Source organism: Chitinophaga sancti, from assembly GCF_034424315.1.
Lineage (GTDB): Bacteria > Bacteroidota > Bacteroidia > Chitinophagales > Chitinophagaceae > Chitinophaga > Chitinophaga sancti.
This window is the reverse complement of sequence record NZ_CP139972.1, coordinates 1,187,345-1,207,295: the sequence shown is the minus strand read 5'-3', so window position 1 is coordinate 1,207,295 and position 19,951 is coordinate 1,187,345. Positions and strand designations below refer to the sequence as shown.

Genomic DNA, 19,951 nt, shown 5'->3' with positions numbered 1-19,951 from the left:
AATGATCTTAAAACATGTCGCAGGAAGTAAGCGATTTATTGCTTCACTGATGCTTGTTGTGCTCTATATTGAGACGATTATCCCCTCCTATGCATTAGGCATGCCTGTAGTTGTGAGACGAATGGTGAAGCCCTCTGCAGCACCACTGATCCTACATGAGAAAGAGAATGCACCATTTGCTGCTGCGAGGAAAGTTTTGACACCGTTAGCTGCTAATGCCTTTACACCTGCTGCAGCCAAAGGAGCCATCGGTGGTCCAACCCAACCAGAAAGCCAGGCTTTCCACTCTGTTAGCGATGACAATATGGTCGACCTGTTTTCCGGTGATTTCAGTTATAACGTTCCCCTCATGGATGTGGGTGGATATCCTTTAGCATTAGGTTATAACAGTGGTGTAGGTATGAGTGAAGATGCCAGCTGGGTAGGCCTGGGCTGGAACCTGAATCCCGGTTCCATTACCCGTACCTTACGTGGCTTGCCAGATGACTTCAGTGGCGCAGAATCTGTTACCAAAACAACCTCCGTCAAGGCCAATACCACCGTTGGCGTCAATGTGTCGCTGTCACAGGAAACGATTGGGGTGCCTATTACCAGTAAAATATTCAATCTTGGCGCCTCCGCGGGTATTGTATATAATAATTACAGGGGTTGGGGAACGTCGGCTGGTTTGAGCCCAAGTATCAACTCCGGCTCAAGTTCAATGGGTAGACTTACCGCTGGATTATCTATTACAAATAGTTCTATGGACGGAGTGAGTGTTGATCCTAACCTGGAACTACAATTGTCCAATAAGGAACGGACTATGACCGGAAGTCTGGATTTAAGTACTGGTTATAATACAAGATCAGGCTTAAAAAGCCTGGATTTAGGATTGGGCGTACAGCAGTATAACACGGAAGGCAAAAACGCGAGGTCTCATGCAGACAGAACGTTGGTGTCCTATGCTTACCCAAGCTATTTACCCAGCCCGTCAATACCTTTTACAAACACAAACCTGACCCTAACAGTAAAAGGCGGTACTGAAATTTTGGGTACAAATATCGCAGGTGCAATCACGGGTTATGTCTCTGTACAGAGTATTGCTTCAGGCGACCGTACACAATCTTTTCCTGCCTATGGTTATCTCAACTACCAGAAGTCAGGTAAGAATACCGCAGTATTACTTGATTTCAACAGGGAAAAGGATCTTCCATATAAAGAGAAGCCGGTAGTACCCAATATAGGTATACCTTCTTATACTTACGATGTATTTGGTATCTCAGGCGAAGGCATTGGCGGTACCTTTAGGGCTTATCGTAGTGATGTAGGGCATATATTTGATCATTACAGTAAAACCAAGTCTCATAGCGGAAATGTCAGTGCTGATTTAGGCGCTACTGCTATTGCCCACGCGGGTGCGGATCTCACCTATACTTATTCCCACACCGAAACGGGGGAATGGAGCAAAAATAATAAGATGGCCGGCAAAACGGCGTTCAGCAGCTCTTATGGCACTTATGAAGCGTCCTATTTCCGCAATCCGGGCGAAATGACGGTAAACGATAAGGATTATTATAATAATCTGGGAGGGGATGATGTAGTGGCTGTTAATATCTATCATAACGGTAACAGTGATCCTACGCTGTTGGCAAAAGATACAATCAATAGATTCAATAACTCAACGCTTGTTAGCAAGCAGGCGATTAATAATAGTACCTATAATAAGACTGCAAGAGATAAGCGCACACAGGTGATTTCTTATCTTACAGCAGCAGAAGCCAGTTTAGCCGGTTTCCCAAAGTATATCGAAAATTACACTGAAAATACTTACACTGCTAATGCATGTGCGCAGGAAATAATAGATACAGATAGTGTTGCAAGTGGTTTAAGAGGAGAATATTTCACAGATAAAAATTTTGGAAATATATCATTCCAGAGAACTGATTCTGTGATAAACATGTTAACCAAGTCCAATTTCCAAAAAACTCCCGGTGTTACAGAATTGGATAATAACTTTTCCGTTCGCTGGACTGGTCGTATCAAAGCGCCGGTGAGTGGCAGATATGCCTTTTATGTGAAGAGTGATGACGGTATGAGATTATACCTGGATGGTGTCAACGTTAAATCCAACTGGAATGTCCATGACGTCAAAACGGATACTGTATTTGTAAACCTGGTAGCAGGAGAGTTCTATACAGTGAGAATGGATTATTTCCAGGAAGGCGGCAATACAGTAGCTACGCTGGAATGGTCATATCCTTCACAATCTCGTAGTGTGATTCCTAAAAAATATCTTTATTTACCAGCATCCAATGATAACGTAACCTATGGTAATGTTACCCTTGAAAAAAGGGTGAACAGTTTCCGTTTGGATAACCATATTTCCGAAATCAATGTGCTGAATACCGGTGGACAGCGGTATGTGTACGGTATTCCAGTATACAACCTGAAGCAAACTGAAACAACATTTTCTGTGGATGAAGGCAAAGGTAGCCTGGCTACAGGCCTGGTAGAATATAATCGTGGTACTGACAATACAGTAGATAATAACCAGGGAAATGATCACTATTTTTCCAGTGAGGTTACACCAGCCTATGCGCATACATTCCTGCTGACAGCAGTATTGTCATCAGACTATAAGGACCTTACCGGAAACGGTATAACCGCAGATGATCCCGGCAATGCGATCAAATTTAACTATACCAAAATTGCTGGTCTTGTTAATCCATCTAACTGGCGTGCACCGATCGGTGTAAATAAAGCAAACTATAGCGAAGGGATGCGTACAGACAACCGTGATGGCAAGGGAAGCTATGTTCACGGCCAGAAAGAATTATGGTATTTGAATTCAATTGAGTCAAAGACCATGATTGCTGTCTTTAAAATGAGTAACCGCGATGACTTGCAGGATATAGGTGAAAATGGTGAGATGTCTGGCAGTAAAGCCCGTAAGCTAGATGAGATCAACCTGTACACAAAGGCAGAGTTTATGAAGAAAAACCCTAAGCCTTTGAAGACGGTCCATTTTAAATATTCTTATAAACTCTGTCCTGGAATTAACAGCAGCAATCCATCCGTAGGAAAGCTCACACTTGACTCCCTATACTTTACCTATAATAATAACAAAAAAGGACAGCGTCATCCCTACATATTCCATTATAATGCAGGTACAACACCTTATAACAGTAAGAACGTGGACCGCTGGGGAGTATATAAACCTGCCAGTCAGAATCCTGCCCAATTGAATAACAGCGATTATCCATATGCTATCCAGGATAGCACACTTGCGTCAGCAAATGTTGCAGTATGGGCACTGGATTCAATTATAATACCTTCCGGTGGCCGAATGAAAATAGATTACGAAGGAGATGACTACGCGTTTGTTCAAAATAAACGTGCAGCGCAGTTGTTTACAATCGCAGGGTTTACAAAGAATAGCCCGGACATTAATACAAATCTTACAGACCTCAGTCATTACTTATACCAGGGTGGAAGTGATTTCCAGTATATATCAGTGAACGTACCAAGAGCTGTCAGTAGTAAACGGGAAATAAGTAAATGGTACCTCGATGGATTAACCAAAGTTTATTTCCGCCTGTATGTGAACATGCCTGGTGATAAATATGGCAGTGGTGCAGAATATGTACCTGGTTATGCTTCACTGGATACAAGCAGTTACGGTTATTTTAACGGAGGTAACACCATCTGGATAAAAGTAAAAGCCATCAATAACAGCGGGGAGATTGGCATGTCAGATAGCAAATACAGCCCACTGACAAAGGCCGCGCTTTCCTTCCTGCGTCTGAATCTTCCTTCCAAAGCATATCCTGGTTCTGAAACAGGTGATGACATTAGTTGGTCTGACCTGATAAAAGTAATTGCATCCAGTGCAGGCAATATTCTGACTGCAATCTCAGGTTTTGATGATGGTGCACGTTCAAAAGGTTGGGCGCAGGTAGTGCAGACAGATCGTAGCTTTGTTCGCCTGAACAACCCTTATTTTAAGAAATATGGTGGTGGTATTCGTGTAAAACGTGTCACTATCTACGATTATTGGGATAAAATGACAGGCCAGAAACAGTCCATGTATGGCCAGGAATACAACTATACTACCACTCGTACTGTCAACGGAAAGGATGAAACCATTAGTAGTGGTGTAGCTACTTATGAGCCTATGATCGGTGGAGAAGAAAATCCATGGCGAGAGCCGATAGAATATACCCAGCAGGTATCGGCCTTAGCACCTGTTTCCAGTGGTTATGTAGAAGCTCCGTTGGGTGAATCATTCTTCCCTTCCCCTTCTATAGGATATAGTAGGGTAAGGGTAAGGACGATCAATGCAAAAAATACCCGTTCTGCAAACGGATTTGCTGAAACCTGTTTTTATACCGCGTATGATTTTCCTACGCTGGTAGATAGATCTACCCTGGATAAAATCCGATTCAAGCCATCCCTGACCAATTTACTGCGTATCAATTCCCGTCATTATATAGCCGTCACCCAGGGCTTTAAGGTGGAATTGAATGATATGCATGGTAAAAAGAAATCAGAAGCTACCTATTCAGAATTGGACGATAAGAAGGCAGTTACCGAAACAAAGTATAATTATAAGGTGGATAACGCGAATGCAACATTCAAACACCTGAATAATACGGTGATGGTAATGAAGCCCAATGGAGATATTGATGAGAGTGCAGTGGTAGGAAAGGATATGGAGTTGATGATGGATATGCGTCAGCAACGTTCCCTGAGTACGTCCTGGAATGCCCAGATAAACGGGGATATGTTTTATTTCCTGTGGCCTCCGGTGTTATTTATCCCTATGTTGTTAAATGTATACAACCGGGAAGAAACGGTGTTTCGTTCTTCTGCTGTGTCAAAAGTAATATACAGGCATGGTGTATTGGACAATGTGGAAGCGACTGATAAAGGAAGCACTGTGACTACCCGTAACCTTCTGTATGATAGCGAAACAGGTGCTGCCATTTTGAATAGTACCCAGAATGAATGGGGTGACTCGATATATACATTTACCTTACCTGCGGGTTGGGCCTATGATGGCATGAGTGGTGCCTACAAGAATATAGATGTTATACTTGATAGTATCTATATCAACCAGGGACGTATTACAAAAGGCATTCCTGCTGGTAAAAAAGTAACAGACTATTTTGCTACGGGTGATAGAATACTGATCTATTCAAGAGAAAAAACAGGCGGGGATGATTGTACGCCGGATATCGCGACTTTCCCTAAACCAGGTGTTATTTATACAGTAGATGCAAATGTACAGCGTGGAGGAGAGCCTGATTTGTACTTTGTAGATGAAAACGGACAGCCGTTTACAGGTAATAGCGTATCATTAAAAGTGTTACAATCTGGTAGAAAGAATCTCAGTGGGTTCGTCAACAATATCACATTATTGGCTAATCCCGTTGTCAAAGATCCCATCTCAGGTAAGAATAGTCTCGTTATAAATAATACTTCCAGGGTAATTAATGCTTCTGCGGTTGAATATAACGGACTGTGGAAAGTAGCGGACAGTCGTAAGGCTGGAACCGTATTGGCTTGCCTGCAGGGCCCTAATTTACCTTATTCAGGAGACAGTACAAAGTGTAACACAAACACTACTATCTATTATAATCATAGGTATTCAAAGAGCTATACGCCTGATTGTGCAACCGGAGTAGCTGCGTACCAGGTCACGTATGTGGTACCCGCAAACAAATATCCCTCATTAATCAATCAGGATAGTGCAGATGCCAGGGCAATAAGAGACCTGGATAGTAATGGAAAGAATTATGCAAATGCTCATGCTACTTGTGTCGCAAAGGATTCTATCTGGATTTTAGTGACTGCAGGTTCATTTCAATCGACCAGTAATCGGGCTTCTCTGAGTATCAGTGTAATAGATGGTACAGGTAAGGGTGTCGGTAGTGCGAATGCTTCTAATTCGTCATCATATAAAACCTATCAAAAGATTGAATATAATCCTCCTTACACTGTTCATTTCAACTCATCATTGATACCTGCCAGCTATAGTATAAATTCTACTGACGGGAAGGATGGAGTCCTTCAGGCAGATGGCGCCCTCGAATTTCTGAACCTATACTTCAACGGGAATATTAGTGTCTCACTTGGTAACCTATGATGATTTGACTAAGATACTATACATATGAAAAGATATCTCACTATACTTATTTTCAGCCTCCTGATAACCGCTCCCGGTTATCAGGCCCAGGCGCAGTCTTCCGGTTGTGCCTGCGATTGTCTGAAACCACTTTTTGATTACCTGATTGCGTCAAACAGGTTGTTCATAAAGGAGTCTGATCACATTTTGCTTTCTACCCTGATCGCAGATGCAAATGCGGCTGGTTACGCGGTATCTGGTAGTAGCTGCTCGATTCTTACGAGCAACGTCAACCGGTATTTCTATGCCTTGACAACTGCCACCACAGGCACCCAATATAGGGCACAGATGGGGGACTGTTCCGTTACACTAAAGTCAGCCAGCGGTAATATCACCTTTTCTTCACTGAAAAGCAGGAATTGTGGTAATACAGGCGCGGTCACCTATAGTAATGGTCGTCCGGTAAATAAGAAATACAAGGTAACCCGCTCTGTAAACGTAAATTACATTGCAGGCGCCAGTAACATATTTTCATCAGTTACTACCTATCCAACAACACAGTTGGATAGCACCGCCGCTTACATGCGTACTGCTTATGCATCAAACAGCAGCAAGTACAAAATTGCAACAACATTTGCGATAGACAGTGCTGTCAATATTCCCAGCAATGCAATTGTACTGTCTGCCAATTTGTATCTCTATGCATATCCGGCAGGATTTAATGCGTCTACCTATACCAATGCGCATTCGCTGTATACCTTAAGTAATCTTCAGCCAATTGCAACAGTATATCGGCGTTCTGCTGCATGGAATTATCAAACTACAGCAAGTACTTTACTGACAGGAAGTGTCACTGATTCAATGTCCATCGTGGCGGAAATAGCAAAACAGGACTTTCAGATAGACATCAAAAATTGGTTTTCTTCCAGCAGAAGATCACTGGATTATGGAATTACACTGGTAAATACGAAATCAGTTCCTACCACGTTTCCGACAGATACAACTACTTTATACGCGACCTTCTGTTCAGAAAAGTATACTGCAGACTCCAGCAAACGTCCATATCTTGACATCACCTGGACGCTTCCATCTGATACTGGTGTAGTCGCCAGCTTATATATTGACAGTTGCTTTTCCTGTAATTATAAACCATCAGGTATTTGTTACAGCGCAATTACTGACACAAGTGTCAATCCATATTTATTTGGTGTAGCTGGCAACTGGCGCCCATATCGCTCATATGGTTTTTATAATCCACGTGCGGAAACAAATACCAATAACGCTACCAATGCCCGTACAGATGGTACCGTCAGTAATTTCCTGTCCTTCTGGCAATTGGTGAATGGTAAATGGCAACCACAGGATACAGCGGTGTCAAGATGGGTGTGGACAGCACAAACTACTCTCTTTAATCAGAAAGGGGCGGAGATGGAAAATGTAGATCCGTTGGGTAGATATACTGCCGGGTTATATGGTTTCCAGGATGCATTAGCCACAGCTGTGGCACAGAATGCCCGCTACCGGGAAGTTGCTTTTGACGGCTTCGAAGATTATAATTATGTAGGTGGTACATGTGATAATGTATGTCCTGCCGCACGGAGCTTTGACTTCTCTTCCTACAAATCCAATTTCGATACCACCATTCAGCATACCGGCAATTACAGCCTGCGTCTGGACAATATAAAGGTAGCAAGTGTCACCAGCGATGTATCTGTTGATGATCCTTCATTTAATATCGCTATTAATGCCGCTGCCAACAATTGTGGAGGTACTGACAGTATACTAAAAAGTATCCGTTTAGGCAAAGAAGCGCTGCTTCCTTCCTTTTCTCCGTTGGCAGGGAAGAAAATATTGGTAGGCGCCTGGGTAAAAGAATCCGGGCAGTGTAGTGGTAGTGCCTATACTGGTAGTCAAATCGATGTAGCGCTTTTGCATAATGGTACTGTTGAATCAACGATCACGGGTAAGCCTTCAGGCAATATTATCGAGGGATGGCAACGTATTGAAATGATATTGGATATACCTGCTACAACTACACAACTTATGATTAGCCTGAAGAACACCGGTAGTAACATCGTTTACTTCGATGATATTCGTGTGCATCCATACAATGCCAACATGAAGTCTTATGTGTATGATGAATCTTCACTTCGTCTTATGGCAGAACTGGATGAGAATAACTATGCAACTTTCTATGAGTACGATGATGAAGGAGGATTGATTCGTCTGAAGAAGGAAACTGAGAGAGGCATCATGACCATCAAGGAGTCCAGAAGTGCAATGCTCAACAAATAGTCTCAAATTATTGCAGATATGAAACGTGTTTTATTTTTTATAATGGCAATGTGCTGTCTATCGTTAGCACATTCGCTACGGGCGCAGGATCGGGCAACGGTAGCAGATGCAATAGCCTCATTGAAATATATCATGGAAGCCGGTAAAACGACTCCCTATGGTTTTGATATAAAATATACCTATGCAAATGAAAGCAAGCCTGCTATCCTCCTGGACTCTTTAAGCGGAAGTATAGAGATAGGCGGTAATAATTATTATTGTCGCATGGACAGTACAGAATCTATCCGGAATGACCGATACAGCATTATTGTTTTCCGTGAAGATAAACTGATCTTGCTGGCAATAGCCAGGCCAGATTCAGCTGTCGACCCTATATCAAACATGCAGTCGATGATTGTAAAATCCGGTGCGGAGAAATGTAAGGTAAGCCGTAAAAAGTCTGTCAAGACTATTGATATTACATTTTTACCCGGTAGTCCCTGCAAGAACCTGATCATGCAGATTGATACAGCAGCACATCATTTACTTTCCGTTGAATATCTGCTAAAATCTACATTATTGTTAGATCCTGCTGCACAGCAGGAGGGCAATATGCCAGAGGGGTATGATGAATATGCTTTTGTACGTACCACATTTACTAACTATCATCCGCTCAAGCCGGAAGATACCAGGTTTAAAGAGGAGCAATATTTCTATAAAGAAGGTGCTGAATATAAGCCTGCTAGTGCTTTTAGTGATTATCAGGTAGTATTGTCAACCCCTAACCCATAAAGTAAAAAGATGCAAGTTTTGCTTAAACAAATATATAAATGGCTTCCCTTGCTCCTGTTATTTTTAATAGCAGGAACTACTTCCGCACAGAAGGTAGGTATGTTAAGTAAGGTATTGGACGGGAGTAAGAATGAATTAGTTCAGAATAACTTCATTACTGTCAGGGATGCCGGTTTTTTGGATGCAGATAAGTCGAAACTGGACTCCCGGTATTCTACGCGAAACATCATTCATTTCCATATAAATGAATATTCCACACAGCTTTTGCCTGACTCTTTTACAGCCATCGTCAAGGTTAGAATCACCTACAAACGGCCGGATGCAGCATACGATTCTCTGGAGCAGACGCTTATTATTAACTACACAGATACGGCTACTTATACGAGTCGTAACAGCTTTGTGTTTAATAATGCCCACGAAGTAACAGTAAGAGTATTGGGGCTAACTATCACACGTGAAAGTGCAAAGGTGATGAACGCCCTTTTACTGGAAAATGAAATGGAGGTTCGTGCGGTGTACGTCATGGATTGTGCCAGTGATGCGGTCAAATCGATCAGTCATGAGAATACGCCTAATACAGATTCTACAGATGAAGTGACCGTCCAATGGACGCCTGTTGCAAGTGCCGATGAATATGATTTGGAATGGACTTTCATAGATTCATCCGCATTATTATCCGGAAGATATGGGCCAGTTGCTCAACCAGATCCGGCGTTGGTCTTTAAGAACAATTCCTCACGGGTAACGATCCCCGGGTATAACACCGGGTATAAATATCGTATTCCCCTGCTCTTCGAGGGTCCGGGTATCCTATTCTACAGAATAAGAGCGGTACAGGTACTGGAGAATGATTTCCGGAAAGAGACATTGTGGAGTTCGGACTTTGCAAATCCACTGACAGGTTTTTCTTTTGTTGGTCATCAGAACGCCTTGAACTGGCAATCCAATATAGCCTTTGCAGAAGAGGGTAAGCGAAATGTAACCGTAAGTTATTTCGATGGAAGTCTTCGTAACCGGCAGACTGTTACCAAGGATAACACGACCAATACGACAATCGTAGCAGAGAACTTATATGATTACCAAGGTCGAGAGGTGATCAAAGTGATGCCTGCCCCAACTTTGAATACGGTTATCAGGTACTCCGCCAATTTTAACCAGGGTTTAAATGGCGTTCCTTACGATAAGAGTCTGTATGACAATCTGTCTTCTCCTGCTGATTTTGCGACTGCAAGTGCCCCTGCAATGTCTACAGGTAGTGGTGCCAGTCAATATTATTCGCTTAACAATCCACTTGTGAACGAGGGTGTAAACAAATACATTCCCGATGCAGGTGGTTATGCTTTCACAGAAACTTCTTATACACAGGATGGAACAGGCCGGGTTAGCCGGCAGAGTGGAGTAGGGCCTGTATTCAAATTAGGCAGCAACCACGAAACCAAATATTTCTATGCTTCTCCGAGTGATAACGACCTGAATGTACTGTTTGGAACTGAGGCAGGTGATATTACCCATTACTTCAAAAATGGGGTGCAGGATGCCAATGGGCAGATGTCGATCACCTATGTAGATATGCATGGTCGTACAATAGCGACGGCGTTAGCCGGTAAAGCTGACAGTGCGGATCTTGACAATCTTGAGTCCAATGTTGAGTTTAAAGTAGTAGATACGCTTTCAAGAGCAGGTAGTAACAGTGTGAACGGGATGGTACTGGAAAGTACCCGTGGTTTGTTGATCAGTGTTGATGGTCCTCAGTATTCACAATCTTTCAGGTACGCCCTGCAACCGCCGGTACTGCGTAAACCATGTGGTACAGACACCATCTGTTATAATGGATTGTATGACCTGGAAATCTCAGTGACTGATGAACTCAATCACCAGAATTACTATAAACTTGTCCGCAACTACAAGCCGGATTCGATCATAGCTACCTGTACTAAGCCGGACTCCATTGTAGTTGCGTTTGCGTTGCAATTACCCAAAGGCAGCTACCAGGTCACCAAACGCCTCACAGTAAGCAGAGCTGCACTGGAATTTTATCGTGACAGCATCTACCTGCAGCAGCAATGTTTAAAGACGCTGAACGAATTTATCCAGGCACAACGTAGCCTTGTAAGTAAGATAGATTGTGCACCTACCTGTGCAGGATGTCGTGCGGCAGTAGGTGACTGGATCACTTTCAAGGCAAATTATGGAGGCGACTCCACAGCTGCCTTTATCGCTTACAACGATGCCGTAGCCGCCTGTGATGCACTCTGTGGTACGACCTCTCCTGCGACAGAAAAACTGGATATCATGCTGGAAGACGTTTCTGCTCCTTCTGGTCAGTATGCCACGTTAAGCGATTCATCGTATGCTTATAGTATCTTTTATCATAAAACAGATTCGCTGCCTAAATACATGCTTCCGACAATCACCTACCTGGACGAGAATGGACGTGTAGATAGTGTATATGATGAATCAGCAGGTGTGTATGTGCGGCCACAGGCATTGTCAGCAGAGGCATTTGCGGAGAACTTCAAACCTTCCTGGGCGAAAGCGCTGGTACAATTCCACCCTGAGTACTGCCGTTACCTGAAATATACCTCTTATGAAAAGGCATTACAATGGGACAGAGCCTTTGAAGGTGTTGATACATATGCTGAAGCGCTTGATAAAGGTTATCTCAATCCAATAGGAGATGGTGTGTCATTCCCTTTTAAAGTAGTGACAGGAAATATAGACCCTTTGTCTGTCATGATACCCTTAAAAAGTAAATTAGAGAACTATACAGGTGGTACAGGCACAAATGCTTTGTCTTTATACAGTGTAGCAGCGATTATGACTAAATGTGGTGATCTGACCGCCAGCTGTGCAGCGACCTATAATACCCCTGCGAAAGCATTTTCTTCCGGGTTATGTGCGGGAGATCAGGATATGATCTGGCATAATTTCCGCAGCTTATATCTTGCCTATAAAGATCACTTAATAGATAGCCTGGTGATGGCGGCCAATTGTAGCCCTACCACCAACCAGCTGATCGTCGATTCCAAGACCCCTCGGTTTATGGATGCGAGCAGTGCACTGACCATGGCTGGTTACAGTTATATGACCAGCGGCGATACATCAAAGGTAAAAGATTCAGTGAATGTAGATGTGAAGGCGAGCTATGAATCCAACTGTAATAGTTATATCAATGCGTGGATCCGCCAGTTAACAGCTTCCTGTACGTATTATGATACAGCGGAACTGAGAGCGAAGGTGATTCCACAGCTGAAAGCGATCTGTATGGCAGGTTCAGATGAGCATCATTTATTTGGTTCGAGCAGCACGCCATCAGGGGACAACAGTTTTCAGAAGGTGCTGGCGGCCTATAACCAGGAAAAAGGTATTACTGATAATGTAAATTGTAACGGTCTGCTGATCACTGCTCCGGGTGCTTATGACAAGCAACGCGCAAATTATGATGAGGTGACCTATGCAAAGCCAACAGATTGTGAATGTGAGAAGCTGCGCGTACTGAATGTTGAATACAAGGCATTCAAAAGGTCAACAGATACGTCTTTGACAGTGTACCTGAACCGCACAAGAGGCACCTCATTGACAGAAGGGCAGGTGCGGCTATTACAGCAGGCTTGTGACAGCGCCGGATCCAGTTGTAAGTACCTGTCTTCGCCAGTTACGATACCACCATTGATGCAGTGTAATACAGCACCTGCCTGTGTGAGCTGCCAGGAGTTCTCCACATTGTATGCAAATTACAATGCCACTTATCCGGGTCTGGCACCAGCCTATGAAGATACGAGCAGCCTGCAGCAGCAAAAGAACAAGTTGTTTGCGGCATACATGAACAATGCCACAGGGTACAATTACCAGGCATGGCAATATCTGGCATTCAGGGATACGTGTGCATTGTCTCAAAAAACGGATTCTATAGCGGTATGTACTACAGCCAATACAGGTTCTACCCTTCAAACTTATACCAGGAATAGTTACAGTAGCGTCTTTTATGATATTATCAACACCGTTGATAATGGTATGCTGCTCGCCGGACAAATCAAAAATGCTTCAGGGAATTATGATGCCTATCTCGTGAAAACGACCGCAACAGGGCAGGTAAGCTGGGCAAAGACATATGGTAATGGAGGTAACGACTATTTCAACAGAATCCGCCTTACTGGTGATAGCGGCTATATTGTACTGGGTACAACTGGCGTAGGGGGCGTTAATTCTGCATTTATTGTAAAATTACAGTCTAATGGTGATGTTAGCTGGAGTAAGGTCCTAAATGATAAAAAAGGTATAACAGGCCAGGATATTATACAGACAGATAGTGGATACGTCATGGCATTAAGGCATCAGACCCTTTCTTCTGTCAATGGTCTTGTAGTGTCATTGAAACCTAATGGAGATGCACGTTGGGCACATTTACTGGATTTGAAAGGAAGCGGGAATGAAGGCTATTCAATTGTACAGAATAAAGACACACTGGTGATGGTAGGATGTTCCTTTGCGAATATTTTCGGGACCTTGATGTATAATATGGTAGTGACCAAACTATATTTATCGACGGGCAACGTCATTCCCAATTCAACCATTATTTATAACAAACAATCCAGTCGGGCGGAGCAAGGCTATTCTGCGCAGTTATTTAAAACATCCAAAGGATTTTTATTCAACTTTACTGCTACCTTTTGGAAATCCGGGTCAGCGCCGCAGACAAATGCCAACATAGTTGTTGGGATCAATAACACAGGTAATATCTTATTCTCAAAGCAGTTCAGAAACCCGTTTGGCGTCCTTCCAACGCAGTGGATGCCTATAGCGCCCACATCTGATGGTGGTATTATGGCGGTACAGAACTATGGCACAACGCCATCCCGTGTGTTATGGCAAAAGTTAGGATCTGATACGAATATGGAATGGGCTGATATGATCAATACAAAGGTCAGAACAGACATCCATGGAGTGATAGAGCGCCCTGATGGCACATATGCAGCAATAGGTAATTATGGAGACTCCAGCATGCTGATGATCAGTAAAGGAGTTAATAAAGTGGGGTGCCTGGATAGTGTGTTTACAACCGGGGTGGACAGTGTTGGTATGGATGTAAACAGGACTACTACCTGGACATCGGATTCAAGTTATTTAATTACAATTAAGAATAACGGTTATCTTTCGAATTATCCTGTTACAGTAAGTAATTTAAAAGATAGTATCAACCGTGCTATAATAAGTTGTGCTTACCCAACGTGTAGTACAATTCATAACGGTCCATTACTATGCGGTAATGTCACTCCTGTATTTAACAGTGTTACACTTGATACGACGAATAGTTGTACGGATGCGGAGAATCATGCTGTTATGGCGGGAACTGAACAATATAAGGCTTACAGGGATTCTCTTTCCGGCAACTTTGCGAAAGAGTACCTTGACACAGCTTTAGCTGGTGGGCAGCGTGAGGTGTTCACCCTGACTTACACGAGCAGCGAGTATCATTATACCTTATATTATTATGATCAGGCAGGTAATTTAATCAAAACAATTCCTCCTGCAGGAGTGGTGATTGATCGTTCTGATGCCTGGGCGGGTAAAGTAAGAGCTGCGCGTGCGAATCGTACGCTGTTAGTGCCTGCACACAAAATGGCGACTCAGTACAGGTATAATACACTCAACCAGGTTGTTTCAAAGAAAACTCCGGATGATGGCATTACGAATTACTGGTATGATCGTTTAGGTAGACTAGTTTATTCCCAGAATGCAAAACAAATAGGAGAAAACAAGTATAGTTATACTCAATATGATGCATTGGGTCGGACAAAAGAGGTGGGAGAGCTCACAAGTACCGTGGCTATGAATGATTTTATCAGCCGGGATACGACAAAAGCAGCAGATTGGTTGTCAGCCGTTAAGTCTACAAGAACGGATATTGCAGTGACTAATTATGATATAACCTATGGGTTACTACCACCAGAGTACCTTTTACCTGAGAACCTGAGAAACCGGGTCTCCTGGATGGCACGCTTCAATGATGCGGCAGCACAGGATGCGATGGAGTTTTCAGTTGCCACTTTCTACAGTTATGATATTCATGGTAACGTGAAAACACTGTTACATGATTATAAACAGGGCGCATTGAGCAGGTTTGCCAACCGTTGGAAGAAGATCGGGTACAAATATGACCTCATCAGTGGAAAAGTGAACTGGGTGGGTTATCAACCTGGTCAGAAGGATGCGTACTATCACCGTTACAGTTATGATGCATTGAACCGGTTGACGAATGTAGAAACGAGTCGTGATAGTGTTTTCTGGGAAAACGATGCCTATTATCAATATTACAGGCATGGAGCACTTGCCCGTACGGTAATCGGTCAGCAACAGGTGCAGGGCATAGACAATGCTTACACCCTTGAAGGTTGGTTAAAGGGTATCAATGGTACTGCTGGCACATCCTCCTTCGATATAGGAGGTGATGGCGCTTCGGGAAGCCAGGTTGCGAAGGATGTATTTGGTTATGCTAACCATTATTATGGAAATAATGACTACAAGCCAGTGAATTCAGCAGTGATGCCTTTTGCCGGGGGAGTTGGTAATAAGCGCTTATTTAATGGCAATATTGCTGCGATGAGCCAGAATACGCCTTCCTTGGGTACAGCCCTGGAGTACAGCTATTCTTATGATGTGCTGAACCGTATTAAAGGTATGACAGCCAATAAGGGCTTAGATAGCCTGACCAATTCCTGGACGAATGCATTTACTGCACTTCCAGATTTTAAGGAAAAGATTAACTATGATGCGAATGGTAACATCCTGAGATATTTACGCAATGGTAATAATACTTTTGCCGGAGCTCCGTTGGCCATGGATTCGATGACGTATTACTACCGTCCGGGTACTAATAAGCTGGCATATATTCGGGATACCGTTAATGAGCGTAGGTATGGCAATGATATTGATAATCAGGGGTATGACAATTACAAATACGACAGTATTGGTAATATGATGGCAGACCGTCGTTCAGGTGCAGACCTTATCAGTTGGAATGTATATGGGAAGATATCAAAAATATATAAGCACGACAGTACAGCGATTGTGTATACTTATGATGTGACTGGCAACCGGATCAGCAAAGCGGTCATCAGTAAAACCAATGATACGACTCAGACCTGGTATGTTCGTGATGCAACAGGGAATATACTGAGTGTCTATAATTATAATGATGCAACGGTCAATCAGGGTCAGTTAAGTCAGGCGGAAGCCAACCTATATGGCAGTAGCCGGTTAGGCATGCAAACATTGGCTATAAATGTGCAGGATCAGACATCACCAGCAGTTACGGGCATGACCGGATTAGGTAACGGAAAAAATATTACCTTCATAAGAGGAAAGAAGTTCTTTGAATTGACCAATCACCTGGGGAATGTGCTTGCAGTTGTCTCCGACCGTAAACTGGGCGTATCGCTGAATAGTTCTACAGTGGATCACTACAATGCGGTGATCGTCAATGCGCAGGATTACTATCCATTTGGAATGTTGATGCCAGGTAGAGGAGGCCATATTGGGACGGGAAGGAATATAGCGAGCAGTTTAATCAAGAATGGAGAGACGGTTCCAGCCACACTAGTTGTGAATCAGCGTACGAATAATACGCCGGCGACGTATATGGCGAGTGAAAGCATTAGTTTCGAAGATGAATTTGCGAGTGGGGATGGAGATGAGTTTGGAACGTTGACGGTGGATCAGACGAATGCAGATTTGGGTAGTGATAATGGGGTGAGTTATGGGATAGCTGCGAAGGGGTATAGGTATGGGTTTAATGGGAAGGAGAATGATAATGAGGTGAAGGGAGAGGGGAATGAGCAGGATTATGGGATGAGAATTTATGATTCGAGAGTGGGGAGGTTCCTTTCAGTAGACCCTATTACGAAACAGTATCCGGAATTAACCCCTTATCAGTATGCAAGTAATAGTCCTATAGTAAATATTGATATAGATGGTTTAGAAAGTGGAAATAGCAATGAGATAGGGGCGGTATCACAAAGAAAAACTACATTAAATAATAGGCTAGGTACGAGAGCGCCAGATCCTCATAGAGTTAAAGATGGTGATGAGATTCTTAAAAAGTTATTTGAAAAGACAAGGACAGCAGGAAAAATAGTATCATTAGCATCAAAAGCATCTCCTTGGGTCATATTTTTCGAGGGACTTTTTTCTTCTTCAGATGTGGGAAAAGGTTCAGAGAAGTATAAACCAGGTGAAATTATCACAGATGATCCCATTACACTTCCCGATAATTATTTATTGGGGGTGAAACAAAGATTATTGGATGGAACTGCTTCGTGGAATGATTGGCGGTATAAAACAGAACTAGTTAGTAGAGGAATGTTACCTGGCGTGGATGGTCGATTTACACCAGTGTCTGAGGCACGTAGTTTATTGACTAAGGCTTTAAATCGTCAAGGATTGGTATATTTACCAGAGAAGTTTAAAGAAAAGTGGTCGGAAGGTGGGTATGATTATGAAGTCAGGATACATCCGAAGCAAGAAAATGCGCCAGAAGGATCAAATTCTAGGAATGGTACGACTTATAGGGTAGCAAGAAGGTTACAAGGAAGCGATAGTAACGGTCAAGGATTTGGTTGGGAGTATGTGGATGATAAGAATAATTGGTATAAAGAACGAGATTTGAAAACAGGAGATAACAAGCAAGCTGCAAACGATACTCATATTCCATTAAAAGGATAAACAGTATGATTCAAGATATAGTTGACAAAATAAATAGCAAGGTAATAGAATTTCCCTTTTTGGAATTATCATTATTATCTTTTAGGGATAAAGAGCTTATAATTGCTGCCAGTGAGGATTTTAGTTACTTTCATAACTTTGAAATGAGGTTTAAAAATGTTTTTACAATTATTGGAAATATTGATTGGAAAGCAGATACGAATAAATTACTTATACAAGTCATTGAAGGTACAGAGGAAGCGATTAACTTAAATAAGAAATATCGTGTTGAAATAGGGTTTACAGTTTTTAAATTAAATAATGAGGAGGGCGATTTTTTTTATATTATTGCAGAAAACATTGAGCTTGTTGATAAAGTGGTGAAGTACTATTCTTAAACTAATAAAGTCTTTAGATTAGATATTACAATCAATCGTAAAAAATAAACCCCGGTCAATGACCTACCGTCTGGACACATCTCTAAAAAGAATCCAGCCTTGCATGACTGCAGTAAATTTCTGCAGCCCCATCCAAAAGGTGGTGATGCAGGGTTTACGTTCAGATAGATAGCCTTTCCAGCCACCTAATCTGGCTATGGCCCATATATATCTTCTCAGATCGGAAGATGTATATGGGTTTTTAGTTTATCCGTTTTGCCTTCTAACTGTTCGATCTGCTGTTCCAGACATTCTATTTCTTCAGTAGAAAAGCAACTTTGAGGATAGGATTCTTCAGGTATTGAGTATGCTATCTGCATAATGAAAAGTTTGGTCGCGATAGGAATGCGAGTTACCTCGCACCCCCTGCGCAGATCCGTACGTGCAGAATTACCGCATACGGCTCCTACCTCAGGTAGTGACACCAATTCGTGAAAGCGGATGTTTGTAGTAGACCTTGGGGCGAGGTAGCCATCGGTTAGCAATAGTGCTCATTTGGGACCAACTTAGTCTTCGTTGCTGACTTCTACGCTTTAGTATTTTAAACCATCGCATTAGAATTCCATAACGAAACTGATCTAATTTTCCGATATTTCCGGATACTCCATAATATCGAAAATATCCGGTCAGTACACTCGTTAGCCATTTCCCGACTAAACTGACCTTCATATGCATGCGTTTTCTAAGTTGCTGCTTAATTGAAAGCATCTTGCTCCGCATCCGCTTATTAATCGTGTATCGGAGGATGGTAAACTTCCCTTTACGGCTTTTCCCACAGATATGGGTGAACCCTAGAAAATTGAAAGTTTCCGGTTTTCCCGATCCTTGTTCTTTTCGGCGGCTAATTGCATACTTACCAAATTCCAATAACCTCGTCTTTTCTTCATTCAGTGATAATCCAAATTTTGCGAGTCTCAGTCTTAGATCCTGTAAATAGTACTCTGCTTCACTTTTGTATTGAAAGCCTGTAATACTGTCATCCGCATAGCGAGCTACTATTACATCACCTTTCAATTGCTTCTCTCTCATATTTTGTGTCCAGAGATCGAGTACGTAGTGAAGATAAATATTAGCAATTAAGGGTGAAATCGATCCCCCCTGTGGCGTTCCATCCTCTTCAAATGATAATACTCCGTTCTCCATGACTCCTGCATTCAACCATTTACGGATTAATCGTAAGACTCGGGGATCAGCAATTCGATGTTCAACGAACTTGAGTACCCATCCATGATTTACCTTCCCGAAGAAGTTCTGAATGTCCGCATCCAGAATCCAATTGATCCTTTTAATCAACAAACCTGCATACACAGCATCCAAAGCCTGATGTTGACTACGTTTCGGTCGAAATCCATAAGAGAAGCCCAGAAAATCAGCCTCGTAGATAGCGTTTAATACCATAGCAGTAGCTCTTTGGACTATTTTATCCTCTAAAACTGTAACTCCTATTGGCCGTTGTTTGCCATCCGCTTTAGGGATATATACCCTTCTGACTGGTTTTGCGTGGTATGGTTGGTACTGAATTCCGAATCGTGGAAGGAAAATAAGGATGCTACAGAAAAGTTCAGAAACGATTTTGCAGACTTTATAAAAAAATGCAGATGAAGACAGTTTATACATGAGACGGGGAGAGTGAAGATTATAG

Annotated in this window: 6 protein-coding genes; 5 read left to right on the top strand and 1 reads right to left on the bottom strand. The window is 42.6% G+C overall.

Annotated features, from left to right (window positions below; all coding sequences use genetic code 11):
- Position 1: 1 nt before the first annotated feature.
- Genes U0033_RS04300 through U0033_RS04280 form a run of 5 tightly spaced genes read left to right on the top strand, consistent with a single transcriptional unit; the run spans position 2 to position 18,270 of the window.
- The gene (locus tag U0033_RS04300) at positions 2–6,127 is read left to right on the top strand and encodes a PA14 domain-containing protein (protein WP_072364200.1); all 6,126 of its coding nucleotides are present in this window, start codon (positions 2–4) and stop codon (positions 6,125–6,127) included.
- 24 nt (positions 6,128–6,151) lie between these two features.
- Complete coding sequence (locus U0033_RS04295; RefSeq protein WP_072364199.1) at positions 6,152–8,401, top strand: hypothetical protein; 2,250 nt, start codon at positions 6,152–6,154, stop codon at positions 8,399–8,401.
- An 18-nt stretch (positions 8,402–8,419) separates the two neighbouring features.
- On the top strand, positions 8,420–9,172 hold the full coding sequence (locus U0033_RS04290; RefSeq protein WP_143150873.1) for a hypothetical protein: 753 nt from the start codon (positions 8,420–8,422) through the stop codon (positions 9,170–9,172).
- 18 nt (positions 9,173–9,190) lie between these two features.
- A complete protein-coding gene (locus tag U0033_RS04285; protein ID WP_143150872.1) occupies positions 9,191–17,893 on the top strand; it encodes an RHS repeat-associated core domain-containing protein in 8,703 nt (2,900 codons plus the stop codon).
- 5 nt (positions 17,894–17,898) lie between these two features.
- Positions 17,899–18,270 (top strand): hypothetical protein, encoded by a 372-nt coding sequence (locus U0033_RS04280; RefSeq protein ID WP_072364196.1) that lies wholly within the window; start codon positions 17,899–17,901, stop codon positions 18,268–18,270.
- Between the two features lie 450 nt (positions 18,271–18,720).
- Here U0033_RS04280 and ltrA read toward each other — a convergent pair whose 3' ends face one another.
- Positions 18,721–19,926, bottom strand: coding sequence for a group II intron reverse transcriptase/maturase (gene ltrA, locus U0033_RS04275; RefSeq protein ID WP_083571758.1), 1,206 nt, complete (start codon positions 19,924–19,926; stop codon positions 18,721–18,723).
- Between the last annotated feature and the right edge of the window lie 25 nt (positions 19,927–19,951).